The organism is Zooshikella ganghwensis DSM 15267 (assembly GCF_000428585.1).
Classification (GTDB): domain Bacteria; phylum Pseudomonadota; class Gammaproteobacteria; order Pseudomonadales; family Zooshikellaceae; genus Zooshikella; species Zooshikella ganghwensis.
In genome coordinates, this window is record NZ_AUAF01000102.1 from 1 (window position 1) to 17,580 (window position 17,580).

Sequence of the window (17,580 nt, forward strand, 5' to 3'; positions counted from 1 at the left end):
GCTTATGCATAAATTGAGCACGGGTAAGACGTAATGTCGTTAATATCTTCGTCAGTTTATACTGCTCCTGCAGTCGAAAGACATCATGCCATAATGCATTAGGGAAGGGTTTACGGGGTTTAGGACGCTGCCGCCAGGCTTCAAACTTAGCCTTGACGTCTTCCAAAGTTAAAGGGATATCTGTGGGTGAATCGGCTTCCACGGTGCTTCTCCTGAACTATTAACGATGCAGGAAAAGGCTAACAGCAAGGGCTGGGGGGAGTCACGCACGGTTGCAGAGGGGACACGTATTTGTTTAATTAACCAATCAAGAATTAATCAACAATCAACTAAGATTGTTAATGATGGTTATGAGCTAACAATTGATAAACTGCAAGGTATAAATATTTATGCTGAAAAACCTGCAGGTATTTTTTATGGTATACAAACATTATTAGGTTTGGCTCCAGTAGAAAATTATTTAAGTAATACCGTTAAACAAGAAGCTCACAGGCATTTATTATTTTCTGTAATGCATATTAAAGACTATCCTCGGTTTGAATACCGTGGTGTACATCTTGATGTGGCTCGACATTTCAGCTCTTTAGCAACGGTTAAGCGATTGATAGATGTGTTAGCGCTATACAAGTTAAATAAATTGCATCTGCACCTAACGGATGATGAAGGATGGCGTATAGCGATACCTGGGCTTCCAGAGTTAACCGATGTTGGTGGTCGAAGAGGGCATACACTTGATGAAGTAAAACATCTTGTGCCTTCTTTTGGATCAGGTCCATTTCCAGATAGCAACAATGGTTCAGGCTTTTACACAAGAGAAGAATTTATTGAGCTGCTGCGTTATGCCCAGCGTCATCACGTTACCGTTATACCTGAGATAGACTTTCCTGGGCATGCTCGTGCTGCAATCAAATCAATGGAAGCGCGTTATGCTCGTTTACAGCAGGAAGGGTTGATAGATCAAGCTGCTCGCTTCTTACTCAGTGATTTACAGGATATGTCTGTTTATAAATCTGTTCAGGGTTGGCATGACAATGTTATTAATCCTTGCCTATCTTCTACTTATTTATTCATTAATAAAATATTAGCTGAGTTGCACTGGATGTATCAGGAAGCGGGTGTTGAGGTGCCAGTAATTCATCTAGGAGGTGATGAAGTACCTGAAGGTGTTTGGCGGAAATCACCTGCGTGTACGGCATTATATGGTGGTACTGAAGAACTTTCTGATCAGCAGGTTGAAAGGCTTAAGCGTCAGTTTGTTTATAATGTACATCAAATGGTACAGGTTTATCGTAAACAAACTGGTGGTTGGGAAGAGCTTGCTTTTGTTAAAGATGATGATTCAGTAATCATTAACCCAATGATTGAACCAGGTTCTATGCGCCCTTATGTATGGAATAATGTTTGGGGGTGGGGTACAGAAGACTATGGATATCGACTGGCTAACGCAGGGTTTCCTGTTGTGCTCGCCAATGCTACAAATTTATATTTTGATTTAGCATATCAAAAAGACCCAGATGAATTAGGTTATTATTGGGCAGGATTTGTGAATGCGCGTACTGTCTTTGAGTTTACTCCATTTGATATTTTTAAATCGGCTTGGCAGGACCGGATGGGTAACTCATTAAATGATAATCAGTGGGAAAATAGTACACGCTTACAAGTAGATAAACGAAATAATATTTTAGGAATACAGGGACAATTATGGAGTGAAAATATTAAATCTGCTGAGCAATTAGAGTATTTAGCATTACCTAAATTAATTGCACTGGCTGAAAGAGCATGGGCAAATCAGCCGACATGGGCTGACGAGCAAGATAGAAAAAAACGCTTTTCAAAATTAAATCAACATTGGCAACAGTTTGCGCTTCGTATGGGCAGTTATGAATTACCACGCTTGGATCGTTGGCAGGGAGGATACCATTATCGCTTACCGTTGCCTGGTGCTAAATTGGTTGGTGGTAAAATACATGCTAATACAGCTTTTCCTGGTTTGACTATACGTTATACCGTTGATGGCAGTGAGCCATCATTGAAGTCTCAAAAGTATCAACAACCATTTGACCCAGTAGCAGGGCAAATAAAACTAAAAACATTTTCCACAAATGGGCGGAGTAGTCGGACAACGGTGTTATCGCCATAAATAATTCTCAATAGATATATACCCAAAACGAAGGGTTTTTAGTGGGGCTAGTCTGGTCTGTTAAGACTAGCGATAGCATCAACAGTTTTTTAATGGTGCTAGCTGGGCCGTCAAGCGATGAAGCCCCCGGAGCTTATATTAATAAGTGACTGGGGTGGCCGTTAAATGCTCCTCGGCAATAGCTCCTGCATTGCTCTACTATATGACATCCATGTCATTATGCATAAACTGCATTCCCACCATCCTTGGTGGTCAAGAGCGATGACAACAAACCCTACTAATGTGTCGGGAACACATTAGAACAGCTTCGCTGGCCCGTTAGGGTGAGCGCTATGGATAGCGCACATAAAAATGATTCGTGAAGGGTATAGCTGATAAAAAAAAGGGCTGTTTAACAGCCCTTTTTATAGTTATTTACAGCCCACTGTCGTGGGTATTTTTTTGACTAAGTGGCAGATCCAGATACCACATTACTAAAGTTGGAGTCACCGGTTTTATTGGTGGCTTTTACCCGATATTCATAGGTCTTTCCGGCCTCTACTGTTTTATCAATAAATTGTGTTGTATTGGTTTCAACAGTATTTAGGTATTGCCAGTCCTTCCCTTTTTCACGCTTTTGAATGACAAACATAAGCTCATTGTTGCTTGTATCTTGCCATTGCAGCGTCACTGCTTTTTGACCATTCACGCTTGAAACTGAAATCGACAAGCCAGTGGGTGCTGTGGGTTTTTCGTCACCCTTATCAGGCCCTGATGGCGGTAAAGGTGGTGGAATATCCGGATCGTTGGGTTTATCACCATCATCATCAGGGTTACCTGGCGGTGGCGGTGGCGGTGGAGGTGGCAAGTCATCATCCCCTGAATCATCTCCGTCATCGCCATCCCCAGGAGGTGGGGGTGGTGGAATATTTGGATCATCGGGGTTATCACCATCGTCATCGCCATCCCCTGGAGGTGGAGGTGGTGGAATATTTGGGTCATCGGGGTTATCACCATCGTCATCGCCATCCCCAGGAGGCGGAGGTGGTGGAATATTTGGATCGTCAGGGTTGTCACCATCGTCATCGCCATCCCCAGGAGGCGGAGGTGGTGGAATATTTGGATCGTCAGGGTTGTCACCATCACCATCACCTTTATGACAACCTATGGGTGCCTTTGAAATGACAAAGGAATCGATATAGCTTTGACGTTCCTGATCGCTGTTGTTTTCCCAAACGCTTTCAAACTGGATTGCATTAATACCGTAATTACGCCATTTTCCTGTCCAGTTGAGATCTCCAGCCGTTAATTCATCTTGCGGCTTACCATCAATCATGACCTGCATAGTGCCATTGCTAGCGTATGGTTCTGTTGAGTTGAGCTTGACTTTAACCTCAACGCAATGCCACTGACCTTTTGTTAATGGGTTTTGACCATCCCCTGGCTTATCGCCATCACCTGGTGGTGGAGGAATTGGAGTATTTGGATCATCAGGTTTATCACCATCACCATCACCATCACCATCACCATCACCATCACCATCACCATCATCATCGCCATCTCCGGGTGGAGGCGGAGGAGGAATATCTCCGCCATCGTCGCCATCTCCTGGCGGTGGAGGTGGAGGAATATCCCCATCATCAGATGTATCATCCCCATCACCAGGCGGTGGCGGAGGTGGGGGAATGTCTCCATCATCATCAGGGTCTGCTACATTTTTCTGGCCTGGAGGTGGTGGTGGAGGAATATCATCATCGCCTGAAGTGTCAGAAAGCGCTGTCAGGTTATCAATATCATCCCATTTGACAGTCTTTAGTGTTGAGTCGGGATTTGTAGTATCAAAGCCGGTCCATGTATCAAGTGCTAACTTTTCATCTGATGGACTATGAATTAAGCCAGCTATAAAAGACTGTGGACCAAACTGACTTTTACCATCAGCAACACCAACAGCACGAACGAGTTTCTTAGGTGATCCTTGCTGTTTCTCAGGGTATTTAATATAAAAACGGTAGTATATTTCTTCGAATTTATCCGACTGATAGGGTGTTTTACCCAAATCATCAGCCGATGAGTTGAAAGGTACTAAGCCAAAGTTGCGACGGAATGATCCCGCATTTTTCTGGTCTTTACCCCATTTGAGTACCAGGGCATGCTTACCATTTGCCGCATCATTGTCTGTAGTTGTGAGTGAATCGCTATGCTCACCTTGTTGAACACTATTTTTGCCGTATTTTTCAGCTAAACTGAGACCACCTTCGAAATCGTCACACCAAATCCAGTCTTTGTGTTTCGCTTCCCAGTTGTTACATTCATTATTCGCATTTGTGGGATCATCACCTGGTGTGTCACCATCATCACCAGGGCCATCGCTTTTGACAGTAACTTCAATCGTCTTTTTATCTGCAGCTTGCTTGTCGTCTGCTACCATGAGTGAGACTTTATAAGTGCCAGCTTCAGTATAAGTATGTTGTGGTGAAATTTCTGTAGAGCCTTGGCCATCACCGAATTGCCAGACATATTTAACGATTTGTCCATCAGGATCTTTGCTGTCAGCACCACTAAAACTACATGTTAATTGCTGACACTGATAATTTACTGATGCTATAGGTGTTTGATTGGTTTGAGGTGGGTCACCATCACCAGGAGGCTTGGGTTTATCGTCATCGTCACATGCTGTCAATGCGAGAAAGCATGTGCTGTAAATGAGTAATTTGGACAGTTTGGGATTCATGTAAAAACCTGAATATTTTAACTGGTTCTATTAATTTGGTGTCAATTTTGTTGCTGGTATAGCAAAAATAAAGACATCATTCTGATGTACAGTGCATAGTTTGCTGACGATGAACTTGCTGTTGATTTTAGATATTAAAAGTGTGAATTTTTTAGAAAACACATGTGAACTAATAAACAACAGTTTGTTGTATGGTATGGCTATATGCTTGATACCTACTTATTTTGTCAGCAATCACTACGCCGTAGTTATCTGTCTTCATTCCTTATTTATATTCCGGGCACCTCTAGAAATTCACTATTTATAGAGTGCCCTTCCGTGAATCTGTCCATAATATGGTTAAAGTAATGTTTACTTAAAATAAACCATGATTCCTGTTTTCTACTGTAATAAATTTAAGCAAAAAACTTATCATTAAAAAAAGGGTTTAATCACAATCGTTAGATATGTTTGGGTAAGTTTAGAAGTTAGCGAAATAGATAACAGCCCTTTCGTAAATTGCCTCTATTAGAAAATCAGTAAAAGTACATAATATACATTGAGTAAGTCGAAATTTTTATTTTGGTATTGTTTGGCATAAAAAATGCGAATTAATATCTTGCATATTTCTCAGAGATAAATTGATGTGGTTATAGTTAATTGATGTAGCTACAGTTATAAGTAAGTAAAGGGGAGAAGAGGGGGGCTAAAAGATCATCCTTGATCGTTTAGCTGATTAAAACAACATTACTGAGATGGAATACCATTAAAGGTGTCTCTAAAAGTGCACTTTTTTCGTGATAGGTGTGTCGGTTTCGTACTTTTGTTCTAGTTCGTGCTTTTAAGAAGCTGCAGTTGCTATCGATAAGCATATAGTAGTTGTTTAGCCCAAATATATTCTTTATACACGGTGGTCTTTCCTGAGAAGCTTCCTTGCTCTTCCAAAAAATTACTTATTTTTAGAAGTTTCCTTAAGGTAGTCTACCAAATTTATTTTAAATATGTTTTTGATATGCAGTTATTTCTGAGAAACAGTCAGTTCGTCTTTATGAGAGGACATAACGCGCTCAATGAAACCATCGTCATGCATATTTTTAAGTTCGGCATTTAAAACATCAATATATTTTTTTGGAGTGTCTTTATTCATTGCCAAGTAAACAGCTGCTTTGCGAATTGTATAAACAGGTTTAACGTTAATTTTTGATAGTTTGGCAATACGAGGGCCAGAAAAACTACCAGATACCCATAAGTCTATTAAATCATTCTCCAACAGTTGAGGGTTATAACGATCATTACTGATAGCCGTGACATTGAAGCCCTTTGACTTTAAGTAGCTAACACGTATATCCCCTTTGTATCCACCAATTTCGTATTTTTTAAGTTGGTGTTCCTGCGCTATTTTTTCTTTGAAGTCATTTTTGGCGAAAATAACCCAGTTATTCTCAAGTAGTGGGCCTACCCATTGAAAAGAATCTGCTCTTTCCTTAGTTTTTACTGTACCAAAAACGCCTCGATAAGGTTTTCGTTGAGCGTACGAATAAGCGAGATTCCATTGTCTTAGTTTTAGAGAGTAGTTGAAACCTGTACGTTTAAATAACTCAGTAATTATTTCAACAGAAATACCCTTAATATTTTCTTGCTTATGTTCAAAACTCTTATTTCGAACACTGTAGTTAAAGGGAGGAAGGTTCTCTGTCACCAGCTTGAATTCTGGTTCACTCGCACGAACAACCTGGCTAAGAGATAAGCAAATTAAAGTAGTAGCAAACGTACGTAACAACATTATTGTAACCGATTTGAAGTGGCTTAGACGTGACTTTTGACCATACATAAAAACTAATAAAGTCATCCAGTGACGATATGATAGTGCTTTACGATTAATAGCATATAGAACACTTTTAGTGAGTTATCCTATTAAAAGTTGAGCAATTTTATCAGTAATAAGATATTTATCAATAATGAGATGTTCATCAAATACAAATTGTTAAATAAAATCGAACGTTGGTCTTTTTACGAGATGTAAGCAAAAATACAAACGTTTGAAATAAGAGGGAGGGGTTATGTATTCAGAGAATGATTTATTGAAGTTTATTGCTTTTTCTAATTGTTATTCGAGAGAAGAGTCAGAAGGTAATTATAAAGTTTTTTTCAATACACCTATAATCAAGTTCTGCAGGCTTGGTTGCTGCGTCCATGCAGCAAAACTATTGAATGTACATTATCTGGTAACTATCAGTCACTAGCGTACATCAAAAGTTATTTCTACCTGATACCTACTGGTCCATAATTTCTTTAATGATGTTAATAAACTGATCACTTAATGAGTCTCCATCATCATCAGAGCTATCTGTTGGAGAGCTATCAGCTATTGTTGTCAATGATGCTTCTCTCTCAGTCATCCACATATCGTGAATAGGCATAATCTCACCAATAGGATGGATATCTCTAAATCGAAAATCACTATTGGTTAAACTGGACGGTTCAGGCATATAAATAGGTTTTACTTGTACTAGGTTGGTTATTTTGGTGGTATCAGCGTCGTTAACCCACCAATCAACATTGATTTCATGTAAAAAGTTATTACCATGGTACTTTTTGAACGTAAAGTTATCCTGTTGGGTCTGTGGATAACCTGTACTTACGGTTGCGTTTTTTGAAAAAACTTTTTTGGCTTTAAGCAAGTTACTTTCACCACGCACAAACTGAATGTAGCCCGGTGCAATAGCATGGGACTCAGACATATCACCTGCATACCAGTTTTGATAAAAGTCGTACTTAGTAATGCGTTCTTGCTGTGGATTATTAATATAGCCGTATTTATCACTGCCATAGTTATAACTAATCGTATACCAGGATAATAAGTAAGGATAACCCTCTGAGCGGTTAATACTCACTCCATAAGAACCATGTTGCTGTTTACTTGCACTTGAAAGCTCAGGAAGTTGGTTATATGGGATACGTGCTCTATTGCGACATTCAGCCTCTGAACACTCAAATCTTACGATACGTGTTGGATAAAGTTTTTTATCCAGATCTTTTTGATCGAGTCCACTGCGCTGATGAGGATCGTCGTAGTAAAGGTCAAGATACATAGTATTAATACTGGAAACAGTATAAATCGCCCTTTCCAGAACGCCTTTATTACTATAAACAAAGTTCCATTTTCTTAGAGCAGAGGTGCTAATAGAGTCGATACCATTATTTTCGGTGAAAAAACGAGCTTCTTTTACGCGCTTGTCTGATCTTGACTCATCGTATACATACTCCATAGCGCCACGGGCAATCCAGCTTTGAGGTGTTTCATGTACAATACCACCACCTTTGTTATACCAGCGGACACCTTTAAACACGACTTCTTGTTTGTTGTCCGTTGGGTTGGGGTTATTGTCATCAGTGTCAAGCTGTTGCTGTGACAAAATAACGTACATTACATCCGATAGAACCGTAGTATGAACGCTAATTTGTTGCTTACCAAATTGGTGGTGTTTAGGTGTCCAATAACTATAAAGCGCTTGCTGACGATATGAAGAGTCAAGCCAATTGGTAATGGGGGTACTTGTTTTATCTGTAAGGGTGTTTGTGAGGTATGTATATTCAGTTTTATCTAGCCTATAGCGATCATCTTTAAGATCAACTGAAACATCTATAGTAGATATTGTACCTGTAGTAGGCGTCGGTTCCGAAATAAAACCTATTTCATATTTGTAGGTATTATCATCATCTGTGGAGAAATCTTCTAGCTTGTCACCTTTATATAGATTACAAGGGTGTAACTGATTACTATTTTTCCCACGCATCCAGGTTTTTAGAACATCATAGCGTTCAGGCGTTTCTTTGACCTTTTTAACCATAAGGTCATAATCTGTGTTATTGATAAGCCGCACTTCACGTATAAAACGCCCAAAATGATGAGCACCCAGGCCATTAGCATAGCCATAGAAGCTATCCAAGTCATCCTTGGCTTGAACAAGAGCGACAAATAAGCGATATCCAGCGCCAGGACTCATAGGTAACATTGCGACACGCGCATAGATTTTGTTATAGCCTTTAGCATTCACATCATGTTTTTTCGCAAGCCATACACTATTAATTAATCCTGCATTTAATTTTTGCTGAGCATCAATATCGACCCACCCAGATACATCCTCAGTAAAGCTGTCATAAGTAGAAGGACGTTTTTCGACTTTAAACTTATTTTGTAATGGGTTGGTCAGAAGCTCCATATAGGGAGATTGCCCTTGGTCACTAATTCCAAAGCGTGTTCTGATAGCTCTATCTTCCTGTGGAAACTGGTAAACATGCTTCGCATTAAATATCTGAGAAAAATCACAGGGCGAAATATAGGCTTCGCCTGAGTCATTGCCAGGTGGAACCTTCACGGCATGCCCATCTTCCGTTTCTACACGAATGTCGTACTCAGTATAATTGATTAAATAAACATTATAAATTGGATATCGGTTTGCATTGGATTGTCCTGCCAACAAAAGTAATACAAAGAAAAGATATAGTCCAAGAGAGGACATTTTGGGTATCGGCTTCATTACATCAAACCCTCTTATTTTACACATAATTTTAAAGATATGAACTTCCTGTTCTTGTTGTGTGAGTAACTAAGATTTTTGTTTGAGTATAATTTTAAAATTAATCTTAAGTTTACTCTTGATGGCATAGTTTAAAATTCTAATTTTTAGAGTAGTTATACACTACTTATGAATCACAAAACTTGAAGATGTCTTTTTATGATTTTTTCGTTTGTTAATGATAAAAAATAGATCCATGGTTCAATTGATGTGCTTGTTAAGTACCTAATAAATATCAGAAAAGAAACTAAAAAACCACCAGTTTTTGTTGCGTTTGAAGGCGGTTTGATGTGAAGCATATATAAGAAAAAAGTGTTGTATTAATATTGAATGATTTTTTAGTAATTTTACATAAATAAAGCGCTGGTTAATTTCGAGAGAAGTGGTAAGCCTTGTTTTGGTTGTAATATTACTATTTTGCTATCTTAATAAAATGTTAAGTCGAATATAGATAAAGGGTGAATGGATTGTTAAAGTATTTTATAGTTATTCATATTTTTATATAAATATATTTGGTTTAGTAAGGTTGTTATATAAAATTACAACTTTACATTGATAGTATTTTCGTTCTGACTCGAGTTTAGATAAGCCAAAAAAATACTTTCACACATGTACATTCAATATGAGAACATTGTTAACTGATGTATGGTTCTTGACACTTGTGTCTGTATAAAATTATACTCTGCAGCCTTTTGTCTTAGCTTAATATGCCCTTAAATATTGTTATTTCCGGTCATGATAAATTCTAGGAAAGCACAAAAAATTCCACTGTAATGAAATAATGCAAACGTCTTGGTCTATGCCACTTAAGATAATATTAATCACTATTTATGCTGTTTTTTTCAATATAATCCTTATCTTTGCAGTCTATGGCGATTTTTTCGCAATTTTCTATCCAAGCCAACAGGTTAGTTATTGGGCTAAAAATATTGCGTTGATACACTTATTTATCATGATGCCGATTCTTGTCGCTTCACATGCATTTAATGAAAAACTAAATCCTAAAGAGCGTACCAAGTTCAAGATGCTTAAATTTTATCTTGTGACTTATATACTCGGCTTTGGCCATTATTGAATACACATGACGGCTAAAAATAAGCTATTAGAAACAACGGGTTAGAATTAATTCATATCATGGTTTTCATTAGACATGAGTTAATTCAGGTTATAACCACTAACAGTATTGCTTTACCTGCAATGCCTTAGCTTCTAAATGGCCAAAGTCGAGATATAGGTATACCAATAATTGCAGCTGTATTATCAAGCATAGTTTATGCAGCCTTAGCTAAGGGAGTTCCAGGGATGTTTTCTTTATATAATACGGAAGGCGTTGTAGAAGAAATTAAAGCTGTGCATAAAGATAAATGGGGCAAACGAGATCGAAGAAAAAGTGGGAATATACCCAATGCGAATGGTTTTTAGGTGCGGCCATCGAGTGACGAAGCCCTATGAGCCTATATTAATAGGTGATTGGGGTGAGGAGAGAAGATAACAAAACCTAGAAATCATTCGTGAAGGGTATAGTTGAAATCACCGGCAATCAGTTAAAGTGTTTGCTTGAACTGGCAGGTCAGCAGCCCGTTGAGTCAATTGATATTACTCGTGATTATGAAATGGAATACGGAGAGCTGGCAGTGCTCTTAGAAGCAGCCTATCTTAGGGTCTCCTGATTAGAAGTACTCTCTTCTTGATTTTTCTGTTTATTAGTAGCTAAGTGCTAGCACCTTCCTACCCAAATATTGCACTCTTGTACAATGTTTGGGCATGATTAACCCATAAAAACTGTGTGATTTTTAATCAAGTATCATGTACTATTAGCCGCCTTTCATTTGGAGGTGCTTAAGGAATTGAGCCTAAATGTAACAATCGTTGTTAATTAAGTAGTAAGTTCTATGTACAGCTGTAGCAAGAATATAATTAAGTTCTTAATCGTGGCACTGACTTGTTCAGTGGTGGGGGCACAGGCAGAACAATCGCATATAAAAAGAGTTTGTGATGATCTGAGATTATGCTCATGCAATGCTTGAATTCATTTGTTCTACCTGCAGCAGAAGACCATCCTTGGTCTCTACTGCTCACAGTGCTTTTGGAACCTGCTTTACAAATAAATTCAAGTATTGGCAACCTATACCCCAATCGTGCTTAAGTCAGTCGCAGTAATAGCTCAACATATTAAGAGTTCTATAAAGGCTGCCGAACTGTTTGCCTCAAGGATGCGGCAATCAAGCTTCCAGGGATGGATTCACAGCGTGTTCGATGTGCATTATGCAGACTTTGGAAAAAGATGCTTCTGAAATTTGCTTAAGGGTGAAATGCGATACGAATTTTATGCGCACTTAGCTAAATATACAGCTTTAATATAGCATCTAAGCCAATTTTACTGCTGATTAGGTAAATACAGTAGCAAGTTAAGAAGGATGGAATCAAAAAACTGAAAAATAAGGCACCATATCGATTTATTTTTAATGACTTTGATAAAGCTAGATATAAAGATATTAAAGTAAGTACTACGATGAGTAAAAGCATTACCCAGTAGCTCGTTGTTATGAATAATATCCCTTTATGAGAAAAATTGTTGAAAATTTTTGCACTTTGGAAGAAAAATACTATAGAGATCAATGGATTCAGCCACATAGTAGTTATGACAAATGTATCTGTGATAGTGTAGTTTGTTGAACGATTTAAAGTAGCCATTTATTAGTCAAACCTTGCCTATACCTAACTAGCACTAAAGCTCTATATTATAGAAAAAAGTGAAATATTTCATCAGAACAAACGGTTGACTTGATGGTATCATCTGTCAGTACTGCGATATAGAGTATTAGTCAGATCAAGTAGTTCGAATAAGCAAAGGACCATCAGGTGTAGAAAGCTGTATTTTGTATTAGATTGTAATGACTTTGAGTCACAATAAAATGACATATACCTAAGAATCATGAGCTTGGTTAAAACTTGTACATTAATTGTTGACTATATAGTTTACAGTTAATACCATCTCAAAAACATTGTGATATTAGTTGTATATTGTTGACTTGGCTCAACTAAGTAATGGCCTGTGGATTCATATACTTTGACTGCTTTTGTTTGGAAGGAGAGGATGCATATGATGTGTATAGTCAACAGCTTAAATGTAGAGTAATAGTACTCAGTGTGCAGCTAGATCATGTACATCTGTTTGTGGATTTATTTCCAAAGAAGTCAATATCAGATTTGATGGGAAATTTAAAAGGGCGAGCAGCATTTTAAGCAGTTTCCCTATTTGAAGTAAACACCGTGCTGAACGGATAATAGGTGTTCGACCATTTTAAATTATTTTGTTGTAATCTCCATGAGTTTATTTAAAAAAATGTATTCATAGGTCATAAAAGAAGTCATCTTTGAAATTTTCAACTATTGAAATCGTTGAATTTACATCAGTAAAAGCAGCAATAACATTGTTTGTCAGTATTTGGTCAAAAGTAGTTATATATGTGTATAATATTTAGGCAGCCCGAATTATAAAGAACAGGAATAAGGTTAATCATATTTAATCTTTTCTTGAAATTCTTATGCTAAGCTTAATAATTAGTTGGGGTACTCTTATTAAATATCAAATTAATATTAGCATAATAGGTGGTACTTACATTATTGCTGCATAGATAAAGCTAAGATCCTCACGGATAATTACCATATGAGAAAAAACCTGTCCTTTTGTCTCGTTTGCAAACAGGTAAAATCGTTGGGTTGAATATACTCCTTAAACCAATAATTGAAAAGTGTATGGATTAAAGATGCAGTTTGTTTGATCTTGTTTTGAATAGTAAAAATGAAGAATATTTTGCTTTGTATGATGGGATAAAATTTTATGCGAATTTTTTATATTGTATATATTTTTTCTTTAATTTTTATGTACTTCTTTCCTATGATTTCTGATGAGAGTATGCAGTGGATGATGGAAAATATCAGTGCTTTTGATAGGGTTTCCAGTTGTGTGGCTTGGAAAGGTTCAGTAATCAATGCTTATTCTGTAATTTATTTTTTTTCATTATTGTCTCCCTTTATATATGTTTTTTTTATGAGGGTGGACGTAAGGAGTATGAGTTTTAAAGCGTTTTTCTCTATCGTTGTTAGTTTTTTTGTTGTTTCTGGTTATGTGTTTTATGGTGAGTCATTTGGCAATTCTTCTGCTGATGGATTTGGTGGTATTATTGATTACTTTTATTGTGAAAATTATTATGGTTCTTTAATAGTGTTATTAGTGTATGTAGCACTTTCTTGTTTTATTGGGTTTCCTATATACGTACTTAAAGAAAAAATAGTTGATTTGTTTAAGAGTGATAAAAATGAGTGAAGAAAAAAAACAATTGCTAGAAAAGGCGATAAGTGATTCTGTTAGCTTTTTTGAAGAACAAGGGTTAGATATTTCAAATGAAGCTTTTGGAAAGATGGCAGAAGAGCTTGCAAAAGAAGCAGGTAAGAAAGGTGCAGAAATTAAGTCTTTGGAAATACAAGCCAAACACTTTTCTGAGGTATTTGATCGTTACTCTGACATTGCATCAGGTATTGCTAAAAAAGCAAGTATTGCAGGGATAGAAGGAGAAAAAGCATTTCAGGAATTTTGGGACTATCAATCAATGCAGTACAAGAAGTGGGCAGAGCAGATTAGACAAAAAGGAATTGAAAACTGGAAAAAACAGTTAAAAATTGACTATGCAAAAGCAGATTTACTACTTAAAAGCAAAATGGCAGAAGCAGCCGGTCCAGTAATCGACTTATACCAAATATCCTCTAACTTACAGGAAAATAATTATTATGGAGCAGCTGCTAATTTAAGTGGAGCCGTAGCTGGTGGTTATGTTACAGCTGGTAGTACTGCTATAGCAGCTTACTTTCACCCCTACATTGGAGCTTTGATCATTGCTGGTGGCTTATATGTATCTATTAAACTAGATGATTGGGTGGAAGAAGAATTAAAAGCCTGGGACCCATTAGATCTTATAGATGTGGTTACTGCTGATGAAGAAGAATTAAAGAATGGAACTTCGGATTCGTCCTCAAATGAAACATCAGAAATAGAAGTAAAAAATAGTGAATTATCGAATCGTGGGAAAAATAATAGCTCTAATGATAGGCTGAGTCTCGTAGGAAACACAGGCGATATTTTTCAAGATATAGTTGTCAGAAATTCTGATGGAAGTATTGATGTTTATCTTCCTGATGGAACTCATTTTAAAGAAAATGAGTTCCAGAATTATAATGAATCTCCTGGAGATAGAATAGAGTTTGAAGTGCCAGGCAAAGCTAAATACATAATTCATAATGATCTTAGTTATGAAGTTTACTATAACGATGGTGTAAAACTAACTGGTGATCCGTATGGTGATATACAAAAAAAATACTATTTACCTGATGATAGAATTCTTATTATTTATAAAGATGGAAAAAAAGAATTAATTCATCCAGATGGTAGTAAAGAGGTTGATTACTCAGCTCAGAATCCTGTAATAGATAGTACAGCTATCTCTATAAATGGTAACAAATTTGAGTTACCCCCAGGTGTTACTCAAGATGGACCCAATAGCTTCACCGGTGGTACGCCAATGAAGCCTTCTAAGGAAAAACCTATAGATTTGACTGGTCCTTCGGAGTTACCCCCAGGAACAGTGGTGACTGATGATAATAGCTTCTCGGGTCCTGGAACGCCGATGAAGCCGTCTGGTGAAAAACCTATAGATTTAACAGGTCCATCAGAGTTGCCTCCAGGTACCGTGGTGACTGAAGATGGGAGCAAATTTTCAGGTCCAGGTACACCAATCAAGCCATCTAGTGAAAAAGGAGTAGACTTAACAGGTCCTTCGGAGTTACCCCCAGGAACAGTGGTGACTGATGATAATAGCTTCTCGGGTCCTGGAACGCCGATGAAGCCGTCTAGTGAAAAACCTATAGATTTAACAGGTCCATCAGAGTTGCCTCCAGGTACTGTGGCGACTGAAGATGGGAGCAAATTTTCAGGTCCAGGTACACCAATAAAACCATCTAGTGAAAAAGGAGTAGACTTAACAGGCCCTTCGGAGTTACCCCCAGGAACAGTGGTGACTAATGATAATAGCTTCTCGGGTCCAGGTACTCCAATAAAGCCATCTAAGGAAAAGCCAATAGATTTAACAGGCTCTAGACCTGATGGATTGAAGGTTAATAAAGACGGTACTAGTTTTGCTGGGCCGGGAGATAAGTTACTGGGTTCTGATAATGAAGCGCATGACCATAGTGATCCATCTGCAATTAAAGATTATGATAAATATAACTTTGCGCCAGAAGATTTATTAGCAGAAAAACCAAGTTTTGGTAAATCAGAAAGTGTTACCTCACCTATTATTATTGACCTTGATAATGATGGTGTCGAAACTCTTTCCGTAAATGATAAACATTATTTTGATCACGATGCTAATGCGTTTGCTGAATCCACAGGCTGGGTCTCACGTGATGATGGTTTATTGGTCTGGGATAAAAATAATAATGGTGTCGTGGATTCCGGTGCTGAACTATTTGGGAATCAGACGACACTCGCTTCAGGTCAAAAAGCGAAACACGGCTATGATGCGTTAGCGGAATTTGATGATAATAAAGACGGTGTTATTGATGCCCAGGATGCGATTTATTCATCATTAAGTGTTTGGCAAGATAAAAACGAAAACGGCCTGACCGATACAGATGAATTAGCCAGCCTTGCTGATGTAGGCATAAAAAGCCTCTCAACCGTCTATGAAGATTCTAATTATATTGATGCCCAAGGTAATGAGCATCGTCAGACCAGTGAAGTCACTTGGAGTGATGGACATACATCTAATTCAGCAGATGTTTGGTTTAAGACTAATACAAGCTACCGAATAACAAAACAAAAATTTCATTGGTCTTATAAAGTGATGACATTACCCAACTCAAGGGGCTATGGCAATTTATTAGACTTACGTCAGGCAATGACTTTGGATGATAAATTAGTTGGAATGGTTGAAGCTTTTACTCAAGAGAAAGACTACCAAAAACGAAATGACATGGTCCAAGATATTATTTATCAGTGGGCGGGTGTCACAGATGTTGATCCAAATAGCCGTGATCCAAAAAGCCATTATGGGCATGTCATCGATGCGCGTAAATTAATTACACTCGAAAAAATCGTTGGTAAATCTTATTTAGGTACCTGGTGTTGGGGTGAGCGAGACCCTAATCCTCACGGCCGTGCTGCGCCAATTTTGAAACAAGAGTTTGATAAATTCCAGCGCTCAGTAACTGCACAATTAAATGCTCAAGTTCTTTTTGATAAAGACGTTTTACATGCTTTATTTGAGGCTAATAGCTGGTATTTCCGTCTTAATGAGAAAGCACTCGAAGCGCATTTAGTGAGTTTAAATCGCCCTGATAAAGTGGAAGAATTAAATGCTGTAATTAATACACTGCAGAATTTAGGCGTATATTCAGAGTGTATTAGTACACATATAAAAGCTACGTTAGATTCAATTATCGAAAACCACCCTAGTTTAAATGAATATATTAATCACGACACGGTCGCGGGTGATGAGCGAAATAATACCCTGCGAGATTATAATCAAATCAATATTATTCATGGCAAAAAAGGTAACGATACCCTTTATGGTCAGGATGGTGATGATAATTATATTTTTGCTCAAGGCGATGGTCAGGACATCATTTACGACACCAGTGGTGTTGATACCCTGTATTTTGCCGAAGGTATTAAACAGGAGAATATTGGTTTTAGACGAACGTTAACCGATGTATGGGTGGTGCTGCTGGATGGTGATGGCAACCCAACCGGTGATGAAATTAAGCTCACCAATTATTTTGATTTTGATGGTACGTTAGCAGAGGGCCAAATCGAAAAAGTCCATTTAAGTGATGGTACGTTGGTTAACCTGTACGATTTACTGAAGCAAGCCGCCTCTGCTGCCACAGAAAACGACGATCATTTATTTGGCTTACCGGATGCGGATAACGCATCGGCGTTAGCGGGTAATGACAAGATTTCTACCTATGGTGGAGATGACACCATTGAAGGTGGAGCCGGTGATGATGAAATCCTGGCGGGTGACGGGAATGATACCCTGATCGGTGGTGTGGGTAATGACACCTTAGTCGGTGAAGAGGGCAGTGATACCTATCAGTTCAGCCAGGGCTTT

9 protein-coding genes are annotated in these 17,580 nt (G+C 38.0%); 5 read left to right on the top strand and 4 right to left on the bottom strand.

The genetic code is table 11. The features are described from left to right. The coding region (locus F607_RS30415; protein ID WP_038291792.1) for a hypothetical protein at window positions 1-202 on the bottom strand (202 nt) is incomplete at its 3' end. Between the two features lie 24 nt (window positions 203-226). On the opposite strand from F607_RS30415, the gene F607_RS30420 reads away from it, so the two are divergent. Then, window positions 227-2,140, top strand: coding sequence for a family 20 glycosylhydrolase (locus F607_RS30420; RefSeq protein ID WP_051311618.1), 1,914 nt, complete (start codon window positions 227-229; stop codon window positions 2,138-2,140). 445 nt (window positions 2,141-2,585) lie between these two features. Here the strand turns inward: F607_RS30420 and F607_RS35830 are convergent, their stop codons facing one another. From F607_RS35830 to F607_RS0118440, 3 genes are all read right to left on the bottom strand, one after another. Continuing rightward, window positions 2,586-4,850, bottom strand: a complete 2,265-nt coding sequence (locus F607_RS35830; protein ID WP_027709270.1) for a PKD domain-containing protein — start codon at window positions 4,848-4,850, stop codon at window positions 2,586-2,588. A gap of 997 nt (window positions 4,851-5,847) precedes the next feature. Next, window positions 5,848-6,612, bottom strand: a complete 765-nt coding sequence (locus F607_RS0118435; RefSeq protein ID WP_038291793.1) for a substrate-binding periplasmic protein — start codon at window positions 6,610-6,612, stop codon at window positions 5,848-5,850. Window positions 6,613-7,102: 490 nt separating this feature from the next. Next, window positions 7,103-9,370 (bottom strand): hypothetical protein, encoded by a 2,268-nt coding sequence (locus tag F607_RS0118440; protein WP_027709272.1) that lies wholly within the window; start codon window positions 9,368-9,370, stop codon window positions 7,103-7,105. Window positions 9,371-10,920: 1,550 nt separating this feature from the next. Between F607_RS0118440 and F607_RS34205 the strand changes: the two genes are divergently transcribed. From F607_RS34205 to F607_RS33010, 4 genes are all read left to right on the top strand, one after another. After that, window positions 10,921-11,079: a hypothetical protein gene (locus tag F607_RS34205; RefSeq protein WP_157365525.1), complete on the top strand. Its 159-nt coding sequence runs from the start codon at window positions 10,921-10,923 to the stop codon at window positions 11,077-11,079. A 1,378-nt stretch (window positions 11,080-12,457) separates the two neighbouring features. Beyond that, the gene (locus F607_RS36145) at window positions 12,458-12,655 is read left to right on the top strand and encodes a transposase (protein ID WP_084611319.1); all 198 of its coding nucleotides are present in this window, start codon (window positions 12,458-12,460) and stop codon (window positions 12,653-12,655) included. A gap of 598 nt (window positions 12,656-13,253) precedes the next feature. Beyond that, window positions 13,254-13,739, top strand: a complete 486-nt coding sequence (locus F607_RS0118460; RefSeq protein WP_027709274.1) for a hypothetical protein — start codon at window positions 13,254-13,256, stop codon at window positions 13,737-13,739. After that, a partial coding sequence (locus F607_RS33010) for a calcium-binding protein (protein ID WP_027709275.1) occupies window positions 13,732-17,580 on the top strand: 3,849 nt, incomplete at its 3' end. The genes F607_RS0118460 and F607_RS33010, both read left to right, overlap by 8 nt.

Excerpts from the sequence above, each read along its gene's own strand:
- F607_RS30420 (WP_051311618.1), top strand. The coding sequence starts at position 227 with ATGCAGGAAAAGGCTAACAGCAAGGGCTGGGGGGAGTCACGCACGGTT.
- F607_RS35830 (WP_027709270.1), bottom strand. The coding sequence starts at position 4,850 with ATGAATCCCAAACTGTCCAAATTACTCATTTACAGCACATGCTTTCTC.
- F607_RS0118435 (WP_038291793.1), bottom strand. The coding sequence starts at position 6,612 with ATGTTGTTACGTACGTTTGCTACTACTTTAATTTGCTTATCTCTTAGC.
- F607_RS0118440 (WP_027709272.1), bottom strand. The coding sequence starts at position 9,370 with ATGAAGCCGATACCCAAAATGTCCTCTCTTGGACTATATCTTTTCTTT.
- F607_RS36145 (WP_084611319.1), top strand. The coding sequence starts at position 12,458 with ATGGCCTGTGGATTCATATACTTTGACTGCTTTTGTTTGGAAGGAGAG.
- F607_RS0118460 (WP_027709274.1), top strand. The coding sequence starts at position 13,254 with ATGCGAATTTTTTATATTGTATATATTTTTTCTTTAATTTTTATGTAC.